The 14,811-nt window shown below is 60.2% G+C and carries 11 protein-coding genes and 3 tRNA genes; 10 read left to right on the top strand and 4 right to left on the bottom strand.

The window, feature by feature from the left end:
* The first annotated feature begins 172 nt into the window (after positions 1-172).
* The 3 genes from ACQKKX_RS11960 to prfB all read left to right on the top strand — a co-directional run bounded on the left by ACQKKX_RS11960 (position 173) and on the right by prfB (position 5,378).
* Positions 173-1,375 carry an N-acetylmuramoyl-L-alanine amidase gene (locus tag ACQKKX_RS11960; RefSeq protein ID WP_427570920.1) on the top strand — a complete coding sequence of 401 codons (1,203 nt, stop codon included), beginning with the start codon at positions 173-175 and terminating at the stop codon, positions 1,373-1,375.
* A gap of 307 nt (positions 1,376-1,682) precedes the next feature.
* On the top strand, positions 1,683-4,142 hold the full coding sequence (locus tag ACQKKX_RS11955; RefSeq protein ID WP_427570919.1) for a penicillin-binding protein 1A: 2,460 nt from the start codon (positions 1,683-1,685) through the stop codon (positions 4,140-4,142).
* Between the two features lie 104 nt (positions 4,143-4,246).
* Positions 4,247-5,378, top strand: a protein-coding gene (gene prfB / locus ACQKKX_RS11950) for a peptide chain release factor 2 (RefSeq protein ID WP_427570918.1) whose coding sequence is annotated in 2 segments (ribosomal slippage) — positions 4,247-4,315 and positions 4,317-5,378 — 1,131 coding nt in all. Because the reading frame shifts where the segments join, the coding sequence is not laid out codon by codon here.
* Between the two features lie 62 nt (positions 5,379-5,440).
* Here prfB and ACQKKX_RS11945 read toward each other — a convergent pair.
* The gene (locus ACQKKX_RS11945; RefSeq protein ID WP_427570917.1) at positions 5,441-6,211 is read right to left on the bottom strand and encodes an NAD kinase; all 771 of its coding nucleotides are present in this window, start codon (positions 6,209-6,211) and stop codon (positions 5,441-5,443) included.
* A gap of 272 nt (positions 6,212-6,483) precedes the next feature.
* Here ACQKKX_RS11945 and ACQKKX_RS11940 point away from each other — a divergent pair, with 272 nt between their 5' ends.
* Entirely contained in the window at positions 6,484-6,921 is a 438-nt protein-coding gene (locus ACQKKX_RS11940; protein ID WP_427570916.1) for a Panacea domain-containing protein, read from the top strand.
* Positions 6,890-7,297, top strand: a complete 408-nt coding sequence (locus ACQKKX_RS11935; protein WP_427570915.1) for a hypothetical protein — start codon at positions 6,890-6,892, stop codon at positions 7,295-7,297. Before ACQKKX_RS11940 ends, ACQKKX_RS11935 begins: the two co-directional genes overlap by 32 nt.
* Positions 7,298-7,669: 372 nt before the next feature.
* Here ACQKKX_RS11935 and ACQKKX_RS11930 read toward each other — a convergent pair.
* Positions 7,670-7,745 (bottom strand) — tRNA-Thr (locus ACQKKX_RS11930).
* A 211-nt stretch (positions 7,746-7,956) separates the two neighbouring features.
* On the opposite strand from ACQKKX_RS11930, the gene ACQKKX_RS11925 reads away from it, so the two are divergent.
* Positions 7,957-10,002 carry an NAD(+) synthase gene (locus ACQKKX_RS11925; protein WP_427570914.1) on the top strand — a complete coding sequence of 682 codons (2,046 nt, stop codon included), beginning with the start codon at positions 7,957-7,959 and terminating at the stop codon, positions 10,000-10,002.
* A gap of 176 nt (positions 10,003-10,178) precedes the next feature.
* Here the strand turns inward: ACQKKX_RS11925 and ACQKKX_RS11920 are convergent, their stop codons facing one another.
* A complete protein-coding gene (locus ACQKKX_RS11920) occupies positions 10,179-12,248 on the bottom strand; it encodes an ATP-dependent helicase (protein WP_427570913.1) in 2,070 nt (689 codons plus the stop codon).
* Positions 12,249-12,412: 164 nt separating this feature from the next.
* On the opposite strand from ACQKKX_RS11920, the gene ACQKKX_RS11915 reads away from it, so the two are divergent.
* Positions 12,413-12,829, top strand: a complete 417-nt coding sequence (locus tag ACQKKX_RS11915) for a response regulator (RefSeq protein WP_427570912.1) — start codon at positions 12,413-12,415, stop codon at positions 12,827-12,829.
* 7 nt (positions 12,830-12,836) lie between these two features.
* On the opposite strand, the gene ACQKKX_RS11910 is transcribed toward ACQKKX_RS11915, so the two are convergent.
* Positions 12,837-13,718: a TrmH family RNA methyltransferase gene (locus ACQKKX_RS11910; protein WP_427570911.1), complete on the bottom strand. Its 882-nt coding sequence runs from the start codon at positions 13,716-13,718 to the stop codon at positions 12,837-12,839.
* Between the two features lie 256 nt (positions 13,719-13,974).
* On the opposite strand from ACQKKX_RS11910, the gene ACQKKX_RS11905 reads away from it, so the two are divergent.
* From ACQKKX_RS11905 to ACQKKX_RS11895, 3 genes are all read left to right on the top strand, one after another.
* Positions 13,975-14,059: transfer RNA gene (locus ACQKKX_RS11905), tRNA-Tyr, on the top strand.
* Positions 14,060-14,087: 28 nt separating this feature from the next.
* A tRNA-Gly gene (locus ACQKKX_RS11900) sits at positions 14,088-14,161 on the top strand.
* A 557-nt stretch (positions 14,162-14,718) separates the two neighbouring features.
* Positions 14,719-14,811: GTP-binding protein (locus tag ACQKKX_RS11895; RefSeq protein WP_018010120.1), on the top strand; the 93-nt coding region annotated here is incomplete at its 3' end.

The following is a 14,811-nucleotide window of genomic DNA, read 5'->3' as shown; positions in this document are numbered from 1 at the left end:
CACTCGCGATAGAAGCGTCGTGCAGGTATCGAGCAGATGACATGGTTGCGTCGCCTCCCGAAAAATCGAGGAGGGCAGGTGCGATCGGGCGATCCTACCAACTCCGGAGCAGCATTTGGCGGCGGCACTGAAGACTGAATTCCTACGCTGGAATGGACGCGCGCGGCGGTCTGTGATTCGCTTTCTCGGCTGTGCGGTCTTTCTGACCGTGACTTTGCTCTCGCCCCTGTTTGCCGCAGCCGAGGTCGCCAGCTCTGAGCCTGCAGGCGAGCCGTTGCTGGCCTTCGGTGCCCGGATTGCCGGAGACGAAGCGCGGACCCGCGTGGTGCTGGATTTCGACGGAAAACCGACCTTTTCCGTCCATTATGTCGCCAATCCCGATCGCGTGGTCATCGATCTTCCGGCGACCGCTTTCGGGTTTTCGCCGCAGGACCTGACCGCGCGCGGACTGTTCAGCGATATCCGCTATGGCGCAATGGGAGAGGCGAGTGCGCGTCTCGTGCTGACCGCCATCCGGCCCGTCAAGCTCGTGATGGCCGATGTTCAGAAGAATGACGACCACGGTTATCGGCTCGTTCTCGATGCCGAGATGACGACGGATCAGGCCTTCGTCGACATGGTGCGCAAACAGGTCTGGGAGACGCCCGGCGACGTCAACGCGATGTCCGACGTCAGCGACGACATCTTCACCATCGCGATCGATGCCGGTCATGGCGGCATTGATGCGGGCGCAACGGGGGCAGACGGCAAGGTCCAGGAAAAGGTCATCACGCTGGCCTTCGCCCGCGCGCTGCAGGCCAAGCTCGACGGCAAGGCCGGCATGAAGGCGTTTCTCACCCGGGAAGACGATCATTTTCTGTCCCTGTCGGAACGCGTGACCCGCGCACGGCAGGGCAAGGCCGATCTGTTCATCTCGCTGCACGCCGACACGCTGCGCGAAAAGGATATTCGCGGGGCAACCGTCTATACGCTGTCCGACAAGGCGTCCGACCGCATGGCGGAAAATCTCGCCGCGCGTGAAAACCTGTCCGACCAGCTGGCCGGCTACAGCCTGCAGGACGGGCCGCCGGAAGTCGCCGATATATTGATGGATCTGACGCGGCGAGAGACGCAGGCTTTTTCGATCTCGCTCGCCAACCGCGTCGTGTCGTCTTTCGAAGGGCAGGTGGGGCTGATCAATAATCCGCGCCGCTCCGCCGGCTTCCAGGTGCTGCGTGCGCCAGATATTCCTTCCGTACTGCTCGAATTGGGTTTTCTGTCCAATGTCGATGATGAAAAGCTGTTGCTCGATGAAAAATGGCGGGAGAAAGTGACTGGGTTGATTGCCGATGCGGTCATGCAGTATCGCGGCCGAGCCCTGGCCGACGGGGGCTGACGGTGCTGCGCCAACGAACTTAGCTTCCGGTGTCGCGATCGTGATGAGATTACAACAGCGGCGATGCCGCCGGACTTTCCGCGCAAGCCGGTCTTCGAATAACGGTGCCAAGCCCTATTTTACTCACATTCACACGGTTACTCGGCATTTGGAGATGCGGTGATTTTATGCCCGCCCACAGCCCCGTGCCGCGGCCGCTTGCCGCGAATGCGCACAAAGGCTTGTACTGCCGGCCCTGCCGTGCAAAACGCCTGAAAATATGCGATTGTGCCGGTTGGCACCTCATGACGATAGACGGTAGCGCCTAATGATCAGATTGATTGGATACATGTTCGGCCTGGGCTGCGTGCTCTTTCTCGCAGTGGCGGCGGCTGCCGCCATCTACCTGGTCGGCGTGACCCGCGATCTGCCCGATTATGCAGTCCTCAATTCCTACGAGCCGCCGGTCGCGACCCGTGTGCATGCCGGCAACGGCGCCCTGATGGCGGAATACGCCAAGGAGCGGCGTCTGTTCCTGCCGATCCAGGCCGTTCCGGATCGCGTCAAGGCGGCCTTCCTGTCGGCCGAAGACAAGAACTTCTACAATCACCCGGGCGTCGACATTACCGGCCTCGGCCGCGCCATCGTCAACAACTTGCAGAATTTCGGCTCCGGCCGTCGCCCCGAGGGTGCATCGACCATCACCCAGCAGGTGGCGAAGAATTTCCTCCTCTCGGCCGACCAGACGATGGACCGCAAGGTCAAGGAAGCGATTCTTTCCTTCCGCATCGAGCAGACCTATTCCAAGGACAAGATCCTCGAACTCTATCTGAACGAGATCTTTTTCGGCATGAATTCCTACGGCATCGCCGGGGCGGCTCTGACCTATTTCGACAAGCCGGTGACCGAACTGACGATTGCCGAATCGGCCTATCTGGCTTCGCTGCCGAAGGGGCCGGCAAACTACCACCCGTTCCGCCACGAAAAGGCTGCGGTCGAGCGTCGCAACTGGGTGATCGACCGCATGGCGGAGAACGGTTACATTACCGTCGAGGACGCGACCGAAGCCAAGGCGCAGCCGCTGGGCGTCGCCCTGCGCCGGGGCGGCTCGTCGCTGCTCGGCACCGATTTCTTTGCCGAGGAAGTCCGCCGCCAGATCATCGGCAAGTATGGCGACAAGGTTCTCTACGAGGGCGGCCTATCGGTGCGCACCTCCATTGATCCCGACATGCAGTTGCAGGCCCGTGCCGCCTTGCAACGCGGTCTCGTCGATTATGATGAGCGCCGTGGTTTCCACGGGCCGGTCAAGGAGATTGCCGCCTCGGGCGACTGGGGTCCGGAACTCGCAAAAATCCCGGCGCTGCGTGACGTGCCCGAATGGAAGCTCGCCGTCGTCACCGCTGTTTCTGCAACGGGCGTCGATATTGGTCTGCAGCCGGAAACCGCAGCGGGCGGCAAGGTGGTCGATGATCGCGAGCGCGGTCACATCGATGCCGAAAACATGAAATGGGCTTATCGCGACGCTGCCGGCCAACGCAACACGGCGCGGTCTCCTGAAGGCGTGCTGAAGGCGGGCGATGTCGTGTATGTCGAGCCACTTGCCGGCAAGCAGAACAGCTATCGCCTGCGTCAGCCGCCGAAGGTTCAGGGTGCGCTGGTTGCCATGGACCCGCATACCGGCCGCGTTCTTGCCATGGTCGGCGGGTTCTCCTACGCGCAGTCGGAATTCAACCGTGCAACGCAGGCCATGCGCCAGCCGGGTTCGTCCTTCAAGCCCTTCGTTTACGCAGCGGCCATGGACAATGGTTATACGCCGGCATCCGTCATCATGGACGCGCCGATCGAAGTCGTTTCCGGCAACGAGGTCTGGCGCCCGACCAACTATGGCGGCGAGGATGGCGGTGGTCCTTCGACCCTGCGCACCGGTATCGAAAAATCGCGTAACCAGATGACCGTGCGCCTTGCGCAGGACATGGGCATGGATCTTGTGGCGGAATATGCCGAGCGTTTCGGCATCTACGACAAGATGGCGCCTTATCTGCCGATGGCGCTGGGTTCCGGCGAAACCACCGTTCTGCGCATGGTGTCGGCCTATTCGGTCATCGCCAATGGCGGCAAGCAGATCAAGCCGACGCTGGTCGACCGCATTCAGGACCGTTACGGCAAGACCATCTTCCGCCATGAGGAGCGCACCTGCGAAGGCTGCAACGCCAATAGCTGGGCAAACCAGGAAGAGCCGGTTCTGGCCGATAACCGCGAACAGGTTCTCGACCCGATGACCGCTTATCAGGTGACGTCGATGCTGGAAGGCGTCGTGACGCGCGGTTCCGCTGCGGGCAAGGTGCACATCAGCGACCGCCCGATCGCCGGCAAGACCGGCACCACCAATGACAGCAAGGATACCTGGTTCGTCGGCTTCTCGCCGGATCTCGTCGCCGGCCTTTATATTGGTTTCGACAATCCGGCGACGCTTGGACGTGGCGCGACCGGTGGCAGCCTTGCGGCCCCGATCTTCGCCAGCTTCATGGAAGCCGCCGAACAGACCCGCGAAGCCGGCAAGTTCCAGGTTCCGCAGGGCATGCAGTTCATCGCCGTCAACCGCAAGACCGGCATGTTCGCCAATGAGGGCGAGCCGGACACGATCGTCGAGGCCTTCAAGCCGGGCACCGGCCCGTCCGACACATTCAGCGTGATCGGCATGGAAGACACGATGCCCGCCGAAGAAATCCTGCGCACCTCGCCGCAGGCGCAGCAGGCCGTCACCTCGGGTGCCGGCGGTCTGTTCTGATCCGTTCCTGACTTACTCTCGCACGGCGGGCGGGTTTACATCCTTGCCCGCCGTCTCTATGTCAGGCCTCATTTCCAAGCAGAATACGGGAAGCAGCTACGCATATGCGCAACGAAATGCTCAACGTCACCGACGAAATCAAGCAGGCCATAAGCCTGCTGAGGAGGCATCTTTGACTGGGATCAGGCGGTAAGACGACTGGACTGGTTGAACAACAAGGCAGAGGACCCCAACCTCTGGAACGATGCCACCGAAGCTCAAAAGCTGATGCGCGAGCGCCAGCAGCTGGATGACAGCATCAACGGCGTGAAAGCGCTGGAGCAGCAGCTCAACGACAATATCGAACTCATCGAAATGGGTGAGGAAGAGGGCGACGAGGCGATCATCAAGGACGCCGAGGATGCATTGCGCGCCTTGCGTTCGGAAGCCAACCGCCGGCAGGTCGAGGCCATGCTTTCGGGCGAAGCCGACAGCAACGACACCTATGTCGAAGTGCATTCCGGCGCCGGCGGCACGGAAAGCCAGGACTGGGCCAACATTTTGCTGCGCATGTATACGCGCTGGGCCGAACGTTCGGGTTACAAGGTCGAGGTGTTAGAAGTTCACGACGGCGAAGAGGCGGGCATCAAGTCGGCCACCATTCTCGTCAAGGGCCACAATGCCTATGGCTGGATGAAGACCGAATCGGGCGTGCACCGTCTCGTACGGATTTCGCCTTACGATTCGAATGCGCGCCGCCACACCTCGTTCTCGTCGATCTGGGTCTACCCGGTCGTCGACGACTCGATCAATATCGAGGTGGCCGAAAGCGATTGCCGCATCGACACCTATCGCGCTTCGGGTGCCGGCGGCCAGCACGTCAACACCACCGACTCGGCCGTGCGTATCACGCATATCCCGACCGGCATCGTCGTGGCCTGCCAGCAGGAACGCTCGCAGCACAAGAACCGCGCCAAGGCCTGGGACATGCTGCGTGCCCGTCTCTACGAAGCCGAGTTGAAGAAGCGCGAAGACGCGGCCAATGCGGAAGCGGCTTCCAAGACCGATATCGGCTGGGGCCACCAGATTCGTTCCTACGTTCTGCAGCCCTACCAGCTGGTCAAGGACCTGCGCACCGGCGTCGAATCGACGGCACCTGGCGATGTTCTGGACGGTGAGCTGAACGAGTTCATGGAAGCTGCGCTCGCCCACCGCATCAGCGGCAAGGCGGATGTTGCCAGCGGCGATCTCGACTAATCAGTCGGACATGACGACATGGAAAAGGCGGCTTCTACGGAAGCCGCCTTTTTCGTTGGCAATCAATCCGAAAACTGCTCGGCCAGAATGCGGTCGGACCAGGAATGGTCGGGGTCGGACAGGATGTGCGCCTTGATATCCCTCGACTGGGCAACGCGGATATGCAGCACCGACTTGACCTCGGTATTATCGGCGACCGCGTTGACCGGGCGTTTCTCCGGTTCGAGGATGTGGATATCCACGCAGACGCGGTTTGGCAGAAGCGCGCCGCGCCAGCGCCGCGGGCGAAAAGCGCTGACCGGCGTCATGGCCAGAAGCGGTGCTTCGAGCGGCAGGATCGGCCCGTGGGCGGAGAGATTGTAAGCGGTCGAGCCGGCCGGTGTCGCGACCATCAACCCGTCGCAGATCAGCTCCTCAAGCCGCACCTTTCCATCGATCTCGACACGCAGCTTTGCCGCCTGGTAGCTCTGGCGGAACAGGTAGACCTCGTTGATGGCAAGCGCCACCGACGTGGTGCCGTCGGTATTGGTGGTGGTCATGCGCAGGGGGTGAATTGCATTTTCCACCGAGGCTGCGACGCGCTCGTGCAGGGCATCGGTGCGGTAGTCGTTGAGCAGGAAACCCACCGAGCCGCAATTCATGCCGTAGACGCTTTTGCCCGAATTGATGCTGTCATGCAGAGTCTGCAGCATGAAGCCGTCACCGCCAAGCGCCACGATCACATCGGCGTCCGCCACGGGGGTCTGGCCGTACATGCGGGTCAGTTCTTCGAGGGCGGCCTGTGCTTCGGGCGCAATGGACGCGACGAATGCGAGGCTTTTCGGCTTGGACATGAACGGCACCTTCTGCAATGGCCGCCCTTGGTACATGAAAAGCGAGGAGGGCGACAAGGCCATGACGGGCCGGGCGCATTCGGTCGTAAGAGCATAAGCGGCAGATGCCCCGTCAGACAGCGGAGCGCAAGACTCATATGGAGATCTTCACGTTACTCGCAATACGTCTATCTGCGCCTTGGCTGAAATCTAGGGCCGGTGCGAAGGATTGAATTGCAAATGATTGCAACCATCTTTACGACAGTCAAAATCAGAATCACGGAGGTGTATGGATGATAACTACTTCATCTGCCGCTAAGCATCTCTGCGACATCAGCGGTTGGCGTCTGTCAAATTTGCAGCTCCAGAAAATGCTTTATCTCGCTGATATGAATTTCGTCGGGACTTTCGGCGAGAGGCTCATCAACGAGAACTTTGAAGCATGGGATTATGGGCCGGTCCTTCCTAGCCTGTATCACCGAGTTAAAGCGTTCGGGGCGAAAGCTGTGCCGAATGTATTTTGGGGTAGTGCTCCTGTGGTCGGAAGAGAAGCTCAGATGATCCAGACGGCATGGGATAAACTGCAAACGCAGAGCCCCGGTGAACTCGTGGAGAATACGCACTGGTCAAATGGGGCGTGGGCAAAGCGCTACGTTCCAGGAGTTCGCGGTATTAAAATCAGTATCGAAGATATGGCTGATGAATACCGAAATAGAACAGCCGGGCGCTGAAGAGGCCATTCCGAAACGCCCAACAGCTTTCGGTCTGCCGCAGAAGAGCGGCACTACCGATCACGAGAAGCTGACCGCCGCGATTGCTCAACTGGAAACTGAATTGGTCGCTGAGCGCGAAGATCGTCGCGAGAAAGAATTCATATACATCGCGGCGATTGCATTTCTCGCTTCGGTAATCTGCTTCAAGCTGCTTGAAGACACTGCATTATCCATCTTCCTGTTCCTTTTTGAGTTGATTATCCTAACAGGGCTAGCAAGACGGATGGGGATCGATTGGGCCGTTAGAGGGCTTGGTTGGTTGGCCCATATAATTTCCAAAAAATTCGATAAGGACGACAACGACGACAACGACAACGAGAAGTCGTCTAAGTAACTGTTCCAAGAGACATAATGGCACCTTGACCAAGGATTTTGATGTCCACTGTAGATTCATCATCCGCGTAAGCTCCGCGGTTCCTCACCGAAATATAGCCCTTGGCGACGAGCAAATCCCTGATGCGCTGGGCGGAGAGTGCTTACGCGGCAGCGTGGCAGTATTCGCTTAGCTTTGCGCAAGCCATCGTCATGTATATGTACTTGATGTCGGGTCAGAAGGAATAGCGCCACGCGGGCGTGAGGCTTAGGTCTGCGGATTCGCGAAAAGCTGATAGCAAGCGTAGAAAAGCAGAAGTTGTCCCGAGACCGCACGAATAAAAAACGCTGCACTACCCATTTATGAATAATGCAGCGTTTTCTAATAAATAAGTGGTGCCCCCGGCAGGGTTCGAACCCGCGACCCCCTGATTACAAATCAGGTGCTCTACCAACTGAGCTACAAGGGCAGTGGAGAGGGGAGTTACCATATTCTTGGGGGCTGTAAAGGATAAAATTGCGCGGGGGTCAAGAAGGGGGCTGATTATCCCGGTTGGCGCCTGGCGCTGTGAGAAGGTCTGCCCGCATTTGGCGATATCAGCGCGGCGATTGCGCAAACGCTCTCGACCCGGGGGCGCTGCACCACTAGTTATGATCCGTGCCATGACGACGGAGTGCCCGATGAATTTTCATTCTTCCTATGCCCACGGTTTCGTGCGTGTCGCGACAGCCACGCCGGCCTGCGAGATCGGCGATCCGGCGTTCAACGCGAATGCGGTGCTGGCACTGGCGCAGCAGGGCCATGACCAGGGCGTGGCGCTGATGGTCTTTCCGGAACTCGGCATTTCCGGTTATTCGATCGACGACCTGTTGGGACAGGCAGCACTTCTCGATGCGGTCGAGACGGCGCTGATAACGCTGGTGGACGCAAGCCGCGATCTCATTCCCGTTCTGCTGGTCGGTGCGCCGCTTCGCCATCGCGGCCGGCTTTACAATTGCGCCATCGTTGTCCACGCGGGGAAAATTCTTGGCGTGGTGCCGAAGACACATCTGCCGAACTACCGCGAGTTTTATGAGAAGCGCTGGTTCGCGTCCGGTCGCACCGTTCGTGGTCAGGAGATCGCGGTGGCGGGGCAGGTCGTGCCTTTCGGCATCGATCTCCTGTTTGAAGACAGTCGCATTGCCGATTTCGTTTTCCATGTGGAGATCTGCGAGGATGTCTGGGTGCCGGCGCCGCCGAGCGATTTCGGCGCGCTGGCGGGTGCGACGATCCTCACCAATCTGTCGGCCAGCAACATTACCGTCGGCAAGGCCGATCTGCGAAAGCAGCTTTGCGCCAACCAGTCGTCACGCAATTTTGCCGCCTATCTTTATTCTGCCGCCGGGCCAGGCGAATCGACCACCGATCTCGCCTGGGACGGTCAGGCCTGCGTCTATGAGCTTGGCAATCTTCTGGCCGAGACCGAGCGTTTCCCCGATGGGTCGCAGATGTGCGTCGCCGATATCGATATCGAGCGGATCGCATTGGAGCGGTTGCGCACCGTCACCTTCGAGGATGCCGCCGAGCGGGTGTTGCGCGCCGACCAGCCGTTCCGTCGCATCGGTTTCGAATTTGCGGTGCCGGAGGGCGATATCGGCTTGAAACGCGCCGTTGCGCGCTATCCCTTCGTGCCGTCGGACCCGGCGCGTCTCGACCAGGATTGCTACGAGACCTTTAATATTCAGGTACAGGGGTTGATGAAGCGGCTGCGCTCGACTGGCATCAAGCGCCTGTGCATTGGCATTTCGGGGGGACTGGACAGCACCCATGCGCTGCTGGTGGCAGCACGTGCCTTCGACAGGCTCGGCTGGCCGCGCAGTGATATTCTCGGCTTCACCATGCCGGGCTTCGCCACAGGCGACGAGACGCTTGCCAATGCCTGGTCGCTGATGCGCAGCATCGGCATCACGGCGGAAGAGGTGGATATCAAGCCGCTGGCGCTGCAACTCTTGAAAGATCTCGGCCATCCGTTTTCCGGCGGCGAGCCGGTCTATGACGTGACATTCGAAAACGTGCAGGCGGGGCTGCGCACCGATTTCCTGTTCCGCGCCGCCAACCAGCGCAGCGCACTCGTGCTTGGAACCGGGGACCTGTCGGAAATCGCGCTGGGCTGGTCGACCTATGGCGTCGGCGACCAGATGAGCCATTACAATGTCAACGGCTCGGTCTCGAAGACGCTGATCCAGCATCTGATCCGCTGGGTAATCAACAGCGGCAGTTTCGATGCCGAGGCGAATGCGACACTGGAGCGCGTGCTTGGCACGATCATCTCGCCGGAACTGGTGCCGGCCGGAGAGGATGGCGTCATCCAGAGCACGGAGGACAAGATCGGCCCCTACGACCTGCATGATTTCACGCTCTATTATTTGACGCGGTATGGGCTTAAACCGTCGAAGATTGCTTATCTGGCGCATCAGGCCTGGAGCGATGTCGCCGCCGGTGATTGGCCGCCGAATTTTCCGGATGAAAAGCGCCGGGAATACGATCTCGCCACCATCCGCAAATGGCTGCAGACCTTCCTGTTCCGGTTTTTCACCATCAGCCAGTTCAAGCGCTCGGCCTCGCCGAATGGGCCGAAGGTCACGTCTGGTGGTTCGCTGTCGCCGCGTGGTGACTGGCGTGCGCCGTCCGACGGCAATGCGCGGGTGTGGCTGAAGGAGTTGGAGGAGAATGTCCCGGAGGCGTAAGAGCCTGGTACTGAAACCTTGAAAACCCCTCGATCGTCATCCTCGGGCTTGTCCCGAGGATCTGCAACGGCTTGCTATCATTGTCGTGATTAGATCCTAGGGACAAGCCCGAGGATGACGTGATCATTGATTTGCCGGAAACGGTCTTCTTCGCTTTCCGTCCTTTGTCGCTGCGCCTACCGCCACATGCCGCGCATGCGCGCCGTCACATCGATGCGCACCTGTTTACGGGCGGCCTTTTCCGACTCCGACATCGGCGCCACCACCGGCCAGGCAGTCGTTTCGAAAAACTGCAACAACGTTGCCGGGATGAAGCGGGTGCGGGCGGCGTAGACGTGGCGGTCGCCCTGGCTATGCTGGCCGTGGGTGAAGAAGCGCTGCGGCGTGACGAGATCCAGACTGTCCTTGGCGCGCGTCATCGCCACGTAGAGAAGGCGGCGTTCCTCCTCAACCTCGGCACTGGTGCCGACGCCGAGATCGGAGGGAATGCAGCCGTCGACGCAGTTCAGCACGAAGACCGAGCGCCATTCCTGGCCCTTGGCCGAATGGATGGTGGAGAGGATGAGGTAATCGTCGTCGAGCAGCGGCACGCCGGCCTGATCGCTGGTGGCGCTCGGCGGATCGAGCGTCAGTTCGGTGAGGAAACGTTCGCGCGAGACGTAGCCGGAGGCGATCTGTTCCAGCTGCAACAGGTCGGCCTTGCGGGTCTCGGCATCCTCGTGGATGCGGTCGAGATGCGGTTCGTACCAGTTGCGCGCCGTGCCTATTTCCGACGGCCAGCCTTCGCCGCGCCGTACGGACGCAAGCATCTCGACAAATGTCGTCCAGTCCTCGCCGCTGCGTGGTGGAGCGGGGATTTCCTGCAGGGCCGCGAGCGGTTCGGGATCGGTGGCGATGGCATCCAGAATTTTGCCGGCCGTCGGTGGGCCGACACCAGGGATGAGCTGCATCAGCCGGAAACCGGCAACGCGGTCACGAGGGTTTTGGGCGAAGCGGAGGGCTGCCAGCAGATCTTTTACATGGGCGCTGTCGAGAAATTTCAGGCCGCCGAATTTGACGAAGGGAATGTTGCGGCGGGTGAGTTCCACTTCCAGCGAGCCGGAATGGTTGGAAGAGCGGAACAGCACGGCCTGGTTCTTCAGGGTCATGCCGGTTTCGCGGTTTTCGAGGATCTTTTCGCAGATGTAGTTGGCCTGCTCGTTCTCGTCGCGCACGGAAACGAGGCGGGGGCGCTCGGCCGATTGGCGTTCGGTCCACAGGTTCTTGGTGAAGCGCTCACGCGCCAGTTCGATCACGCCGTTGGCGGCGGCAAGGATCGTGTTGGTGGAACGGTAATTGCGGTCGAGCGTGATGATATCCGCTGGCGGTTCGAAGGATTTCGGAAAGTCCAGAATGTTGCGGATGGTGGCGGCGCGAAAGGAATAGATCGATTGCGCATCGTCGCCAACGACGGTCAGGCCGCGTCCGCCGGGTTTCAGGCCCATCAAGATGGTCGATTGCAGACGATTGGTGTCCTGATATTCGTCGACCAGAACATGGTCGAAACGCGCGCCGATATCGGCGGCGAGCAGCGGCTCGGACATGGTCTGCGCCCAGTAGAGCAGGAGATCGTCGTAATCGAGGACGTTTTGCGCCTGCTTGGATTCCACGTAAGTGGCAAAAAGTTCGCGCAGCTGCGCTTCCCATGTCGCGCACCACGGGAAATGCGTTTTCAGCACCTCGCCGAGGGCGGCTTCCGAATTGACCACGCGCGAATAGATGGCAAGGCAGGTGCCCTTGGTGGGAAACCGGCTTTCGGTTTTGGAAAAACCGAGTTCGTGCCGAATGAGATTCATCAGGTCGGCGCTGTCTTCGCGGTCGTGGATGGTGAAATCCGGGTCGAGGCCGATCTGCTCGGCATAGATGCGCATCAGGCGGGCGCCGATGCCGTGGAACGTGCCAGCCCATGCCAGCGCATCAGTCATCACGCCTGCATTGGCACCAAGAACCTGACCGCAGATGCGCTCGACGCGCTTGCCCATTTCGGATGCAGCGCGGCGGGAAAAGGTCATCAGCAGGATGCGGCGCGGATCGGCGCCGTTGACGATCAGGTGGGCGACGCGGTGCGCCAGCGTATTGGTCTTGCCGGAACCCGCGCCGGCAATGACCAGAAGCGGGCCGCTGTCGCCGGTCTTTGCTTCGTTTGCGCCGTGCTCGACGGCGCGGCGCTGGGCGTCGTTGAGTTTGTCGAGATAGGCAAGGCTCATGGGTGGTTCCGAATCATCGTTCTGTCCTAGCCGATTCGCGGCGGCCGGCGCAGTTTTTTCGAACAGAGCCGATTACCCGTCCATGACCGGTCGGATAGAATTAGAGGTTGTGGAACAAAATTCGCTGCCCGCTATTATGGTTGGTCAGGACCTATGAGGGGATCATGCCGCATCGAATACTTGTCGTGGAAGACCAGTTGCTGATCGCATTGCATATCGAGGATGCGGTATTGGCGCTGGGACATGAAGTTGCCGGCATTGCGGCCAATACGGCCGATGCCCTGGATGTCGGCGACGATGCCGACATCGCGCTGGTCGATGTTCACCTGCAGGACGGAGCCACCGGCCCGGATATCGGTCGCGAACTCGCGGCGCGGGGCCTGACGGTCATTTTCATGACCGCCAATCCCGAAGCGATCGCCAGCGGCATACCCGGTACGCTCGGGGTAATCTCCAAGCCCCTCTTCGATCTGGAACTAATCAGCTCGATCCAGTTTGCGGCAGAGGTTCGCGATGGTCGCACCGCGACGCCACCGGAGCGCATGCGTTGTTTCGACAAGCGGACGACGGCCCTCCACTAAGGGCCGATCACCCCTTGGCGAGATGCTGGCGCGCCGCGTAAAGCGCGATGGCTGCAGCATTCGAGACGTTGAGCGACTTGATCGCGCCCGGCATGTCGAGACGTGCGAGCGCATCCACGGTTTCGCGCGTCTTCTGGCGCAGGCCCTTACCCTCGGAACCCAGCACGAGCGCGACTTTTCCGCCGGCAAACGTCCCCTCAAGCGGCGCCGGACCTTCCGAATCGAGCCCGATCGTGTGGAAACCGAGCCTCTGCAATTCGCCAAGCGTATCGGCAAGATTGCCGATCTGGATATAGGGGATCATTTCCAGCGCGCCGGAAGCGGACTTCGCCATGACGCCGGATTCGGTCGGGCTGTGACGCTGGGTGGTAATCAGCGCGCCAGCCTCGAAGGCGACGGCCGAGCGCATGATGGCGCCGACATTGTGCGGATCGGTGACCTGATCGAGCACGAGGATGAGATTGCTTTCCCTCAGGGCTTCCAGACGGCGCACCGGCAGCGGTTTCGTCTCGATCATTGCGCCCTGGTGGATGGCGTCGGGTCCGAGATGCTTGTCGATATCCTGTGGCGAGACGAATTCCACGGGGAAGGGCAGGGCATGCGACTCGCCGATATCCAGGCGCACGAAGGCATTCTGCGTCACAGTCAGCTTGACGATCTTGCGCTGCGGATTGTCGATCACGGCGCGCACGGTGTGCAGGCCATAGAGGAAAACCTGGTCGGGCTGCAGTTGCGGCGCCTTCCAGTTTTCATGCGCGGGTTTCTGGCGCTTGCGCGGATCCGGCGTCGGGATCTCCCCGCGTTCGCGCTTGGCATCACGCACATTGCGGCGCAGGGTAGCGTAATGGCTGTCACGCGAGGACTTGTCGTTCTGATCATTTTTGCTCATGCGCTCTTATAGCGTTTGGCACCGTTTCGGCAAAGCCCTGCGCTCCCGCGTATGGCGCACTTTCACCATTGCCTGCTCTATCCACAGGGCAGCGCCGCGTTCATCAGGCTGACACATCAATCTGTGTTTTTTCGCAGTTTTTCGTTTTCACCCGTGTTGACAGCGGCGAAAGTGCCCGTCATATACGCCGCACAGAACGAGACGCGGTTTCGCCGAACGTTCTGAAGAGCTTGGTACTCGATCCAGACGAAATACTGGAGGGATGCCCGAGTGGTTAAAGGGGACGGACTGTAAATCCGTTGGCTCAGCCTACGTTGGTTCAAATCCAACTCCCTCCACCATTTCGTTGCATGGATCGAACCAGACCCCGCGGGTATAGCTCAATGGTAGAGCAGCAGCCTTCCAAGCTGAATACGCGGGTTCGATTCCCGCTACCCGCTCCAGATCTTCCCATCTGCTACCGTTTCGTCGAATGGATCGGACCATCCCGCCCTCAGCGATCCCGTGCCGGCGCCGCGAGTATCGTCCGAGGTTCGACAGGCTGCCAATATATTCCAATTGAAGACGAACGCCCCTGCACACGCGTGGCGTGGTGCGACGTTTGACCGATGGTATAGGCGGCAAGATTTTCCTGCCCATTCGGGCATGGCCTCCCGTCCTGAACACGCGTTACAAGGCGCGCGTCTCAAAGCTCTTCTGGGCCGGGTCGCGCTCCGCTTCATGCAGACCTCGCTGAAAAGGCCGCTCATGGTGCTTGGATCATGGTCATCGGCGCGGCGGTCGGCATCGATATGTCGGATGGCCAACTCGTTGACGGCGAAGTCTCGCTCAATCGTCGGCCTATGCAGCTGCCGCCATCGGGGGCCTTGGAACCGCGGCAAGGAGACCCTAGATAGGCCTCAGCAATTAGGTCTTGCGCATTCTCAGTGAAAGCCTTAAACGGCGACACCAAATCCGTTCACTGCGGATCTATCATCCCTACAGATTATAGGAAGCATCAATGGCAAAGAGCAAGTTTGAGCGTAACAAGCCGCACGTGAACATCGGCACGATCGGCCACGTCGACCACGGCAAGACGTCTCTGACGGCAGCG

It is taken from the genome of Neorhizobium sp. NPDC001467, assembly GCF_050275975.1.
Classification (GTDB): Bacteria; Pseudomonadota; Alphaproteobacteria; order Rhizobiales; family Rhizobiaceae; genus Neorhizobium.
Note: the sequence above shows the minus strand (reverse complement) of the source record. Positions and strands in the feature narration are given on the sequence as shown.

What these genes read in the sequence shown, in the direction of transcription:
- ACQKKX_RS11955 (WP_427570919.1), top strand. Translation starts at nt 1,683, where the DNA reads ATGATCAGATTGATTGGATACATGTTCGGCCTGGGCTGCGTGCTCTTT.
- ACQKKX_RS11945 (WP_427570917.1), bottom strand. Translation starts at nt 6,211, where the DNA reads ATGTCCAAGCCGAAAAGCCTCGCATTCGTCGCGTCCATTGCGCCCGAA.
- ACQKKX_RS11940 (WP_427570916.1), top strand. Translation starts at nt 6,484, where the DNA reads ATGATAACTACTTCATCTGCCGCTAAGCATCTCTGCGACATCAGCGGT.
- ACQKKX_RS11935 (WP_427570915.1), top strand. Translation starts at nt 6,890, where the DNA reads ATGAATACCGAAATAGAACAGCCGGGCGCTGAAGAGGCCATTCCGAAA.
- ACQKKX_RS11925 (WP_427570914.1), top strand. Translation starts at nt 7,957, where the DNA reads ATGAATTTTCATTCTTCCTATGCCCACGGTTTCGTGCGTGTCGCGACA.
- ACQKKX_RS11920 (WP_427570913.1), bottom strand. Translation starts at nt 12,248, where the DNA reads ATGAGCCTTGCCTATCTCGACAAACTCAACGACGCCCAGCGCCGCGCC.
- ACQKKX_RS11915 (WP_427570912.1), top strand. Translation starts at nt 12,413, where the DNA reads ATGCCGCATCGAATACTTGTCGTGGAAGACCAGTTGCTGATCGCATTG.
- ACQKKX_RS11910 (WP_427570911.1), bottom strand. Translation starts at nt 13,718, where the DNA reads ATGAGCAAAAATGATCAGAACGACAAGTCCTCGCGTGACAGCCATTAC.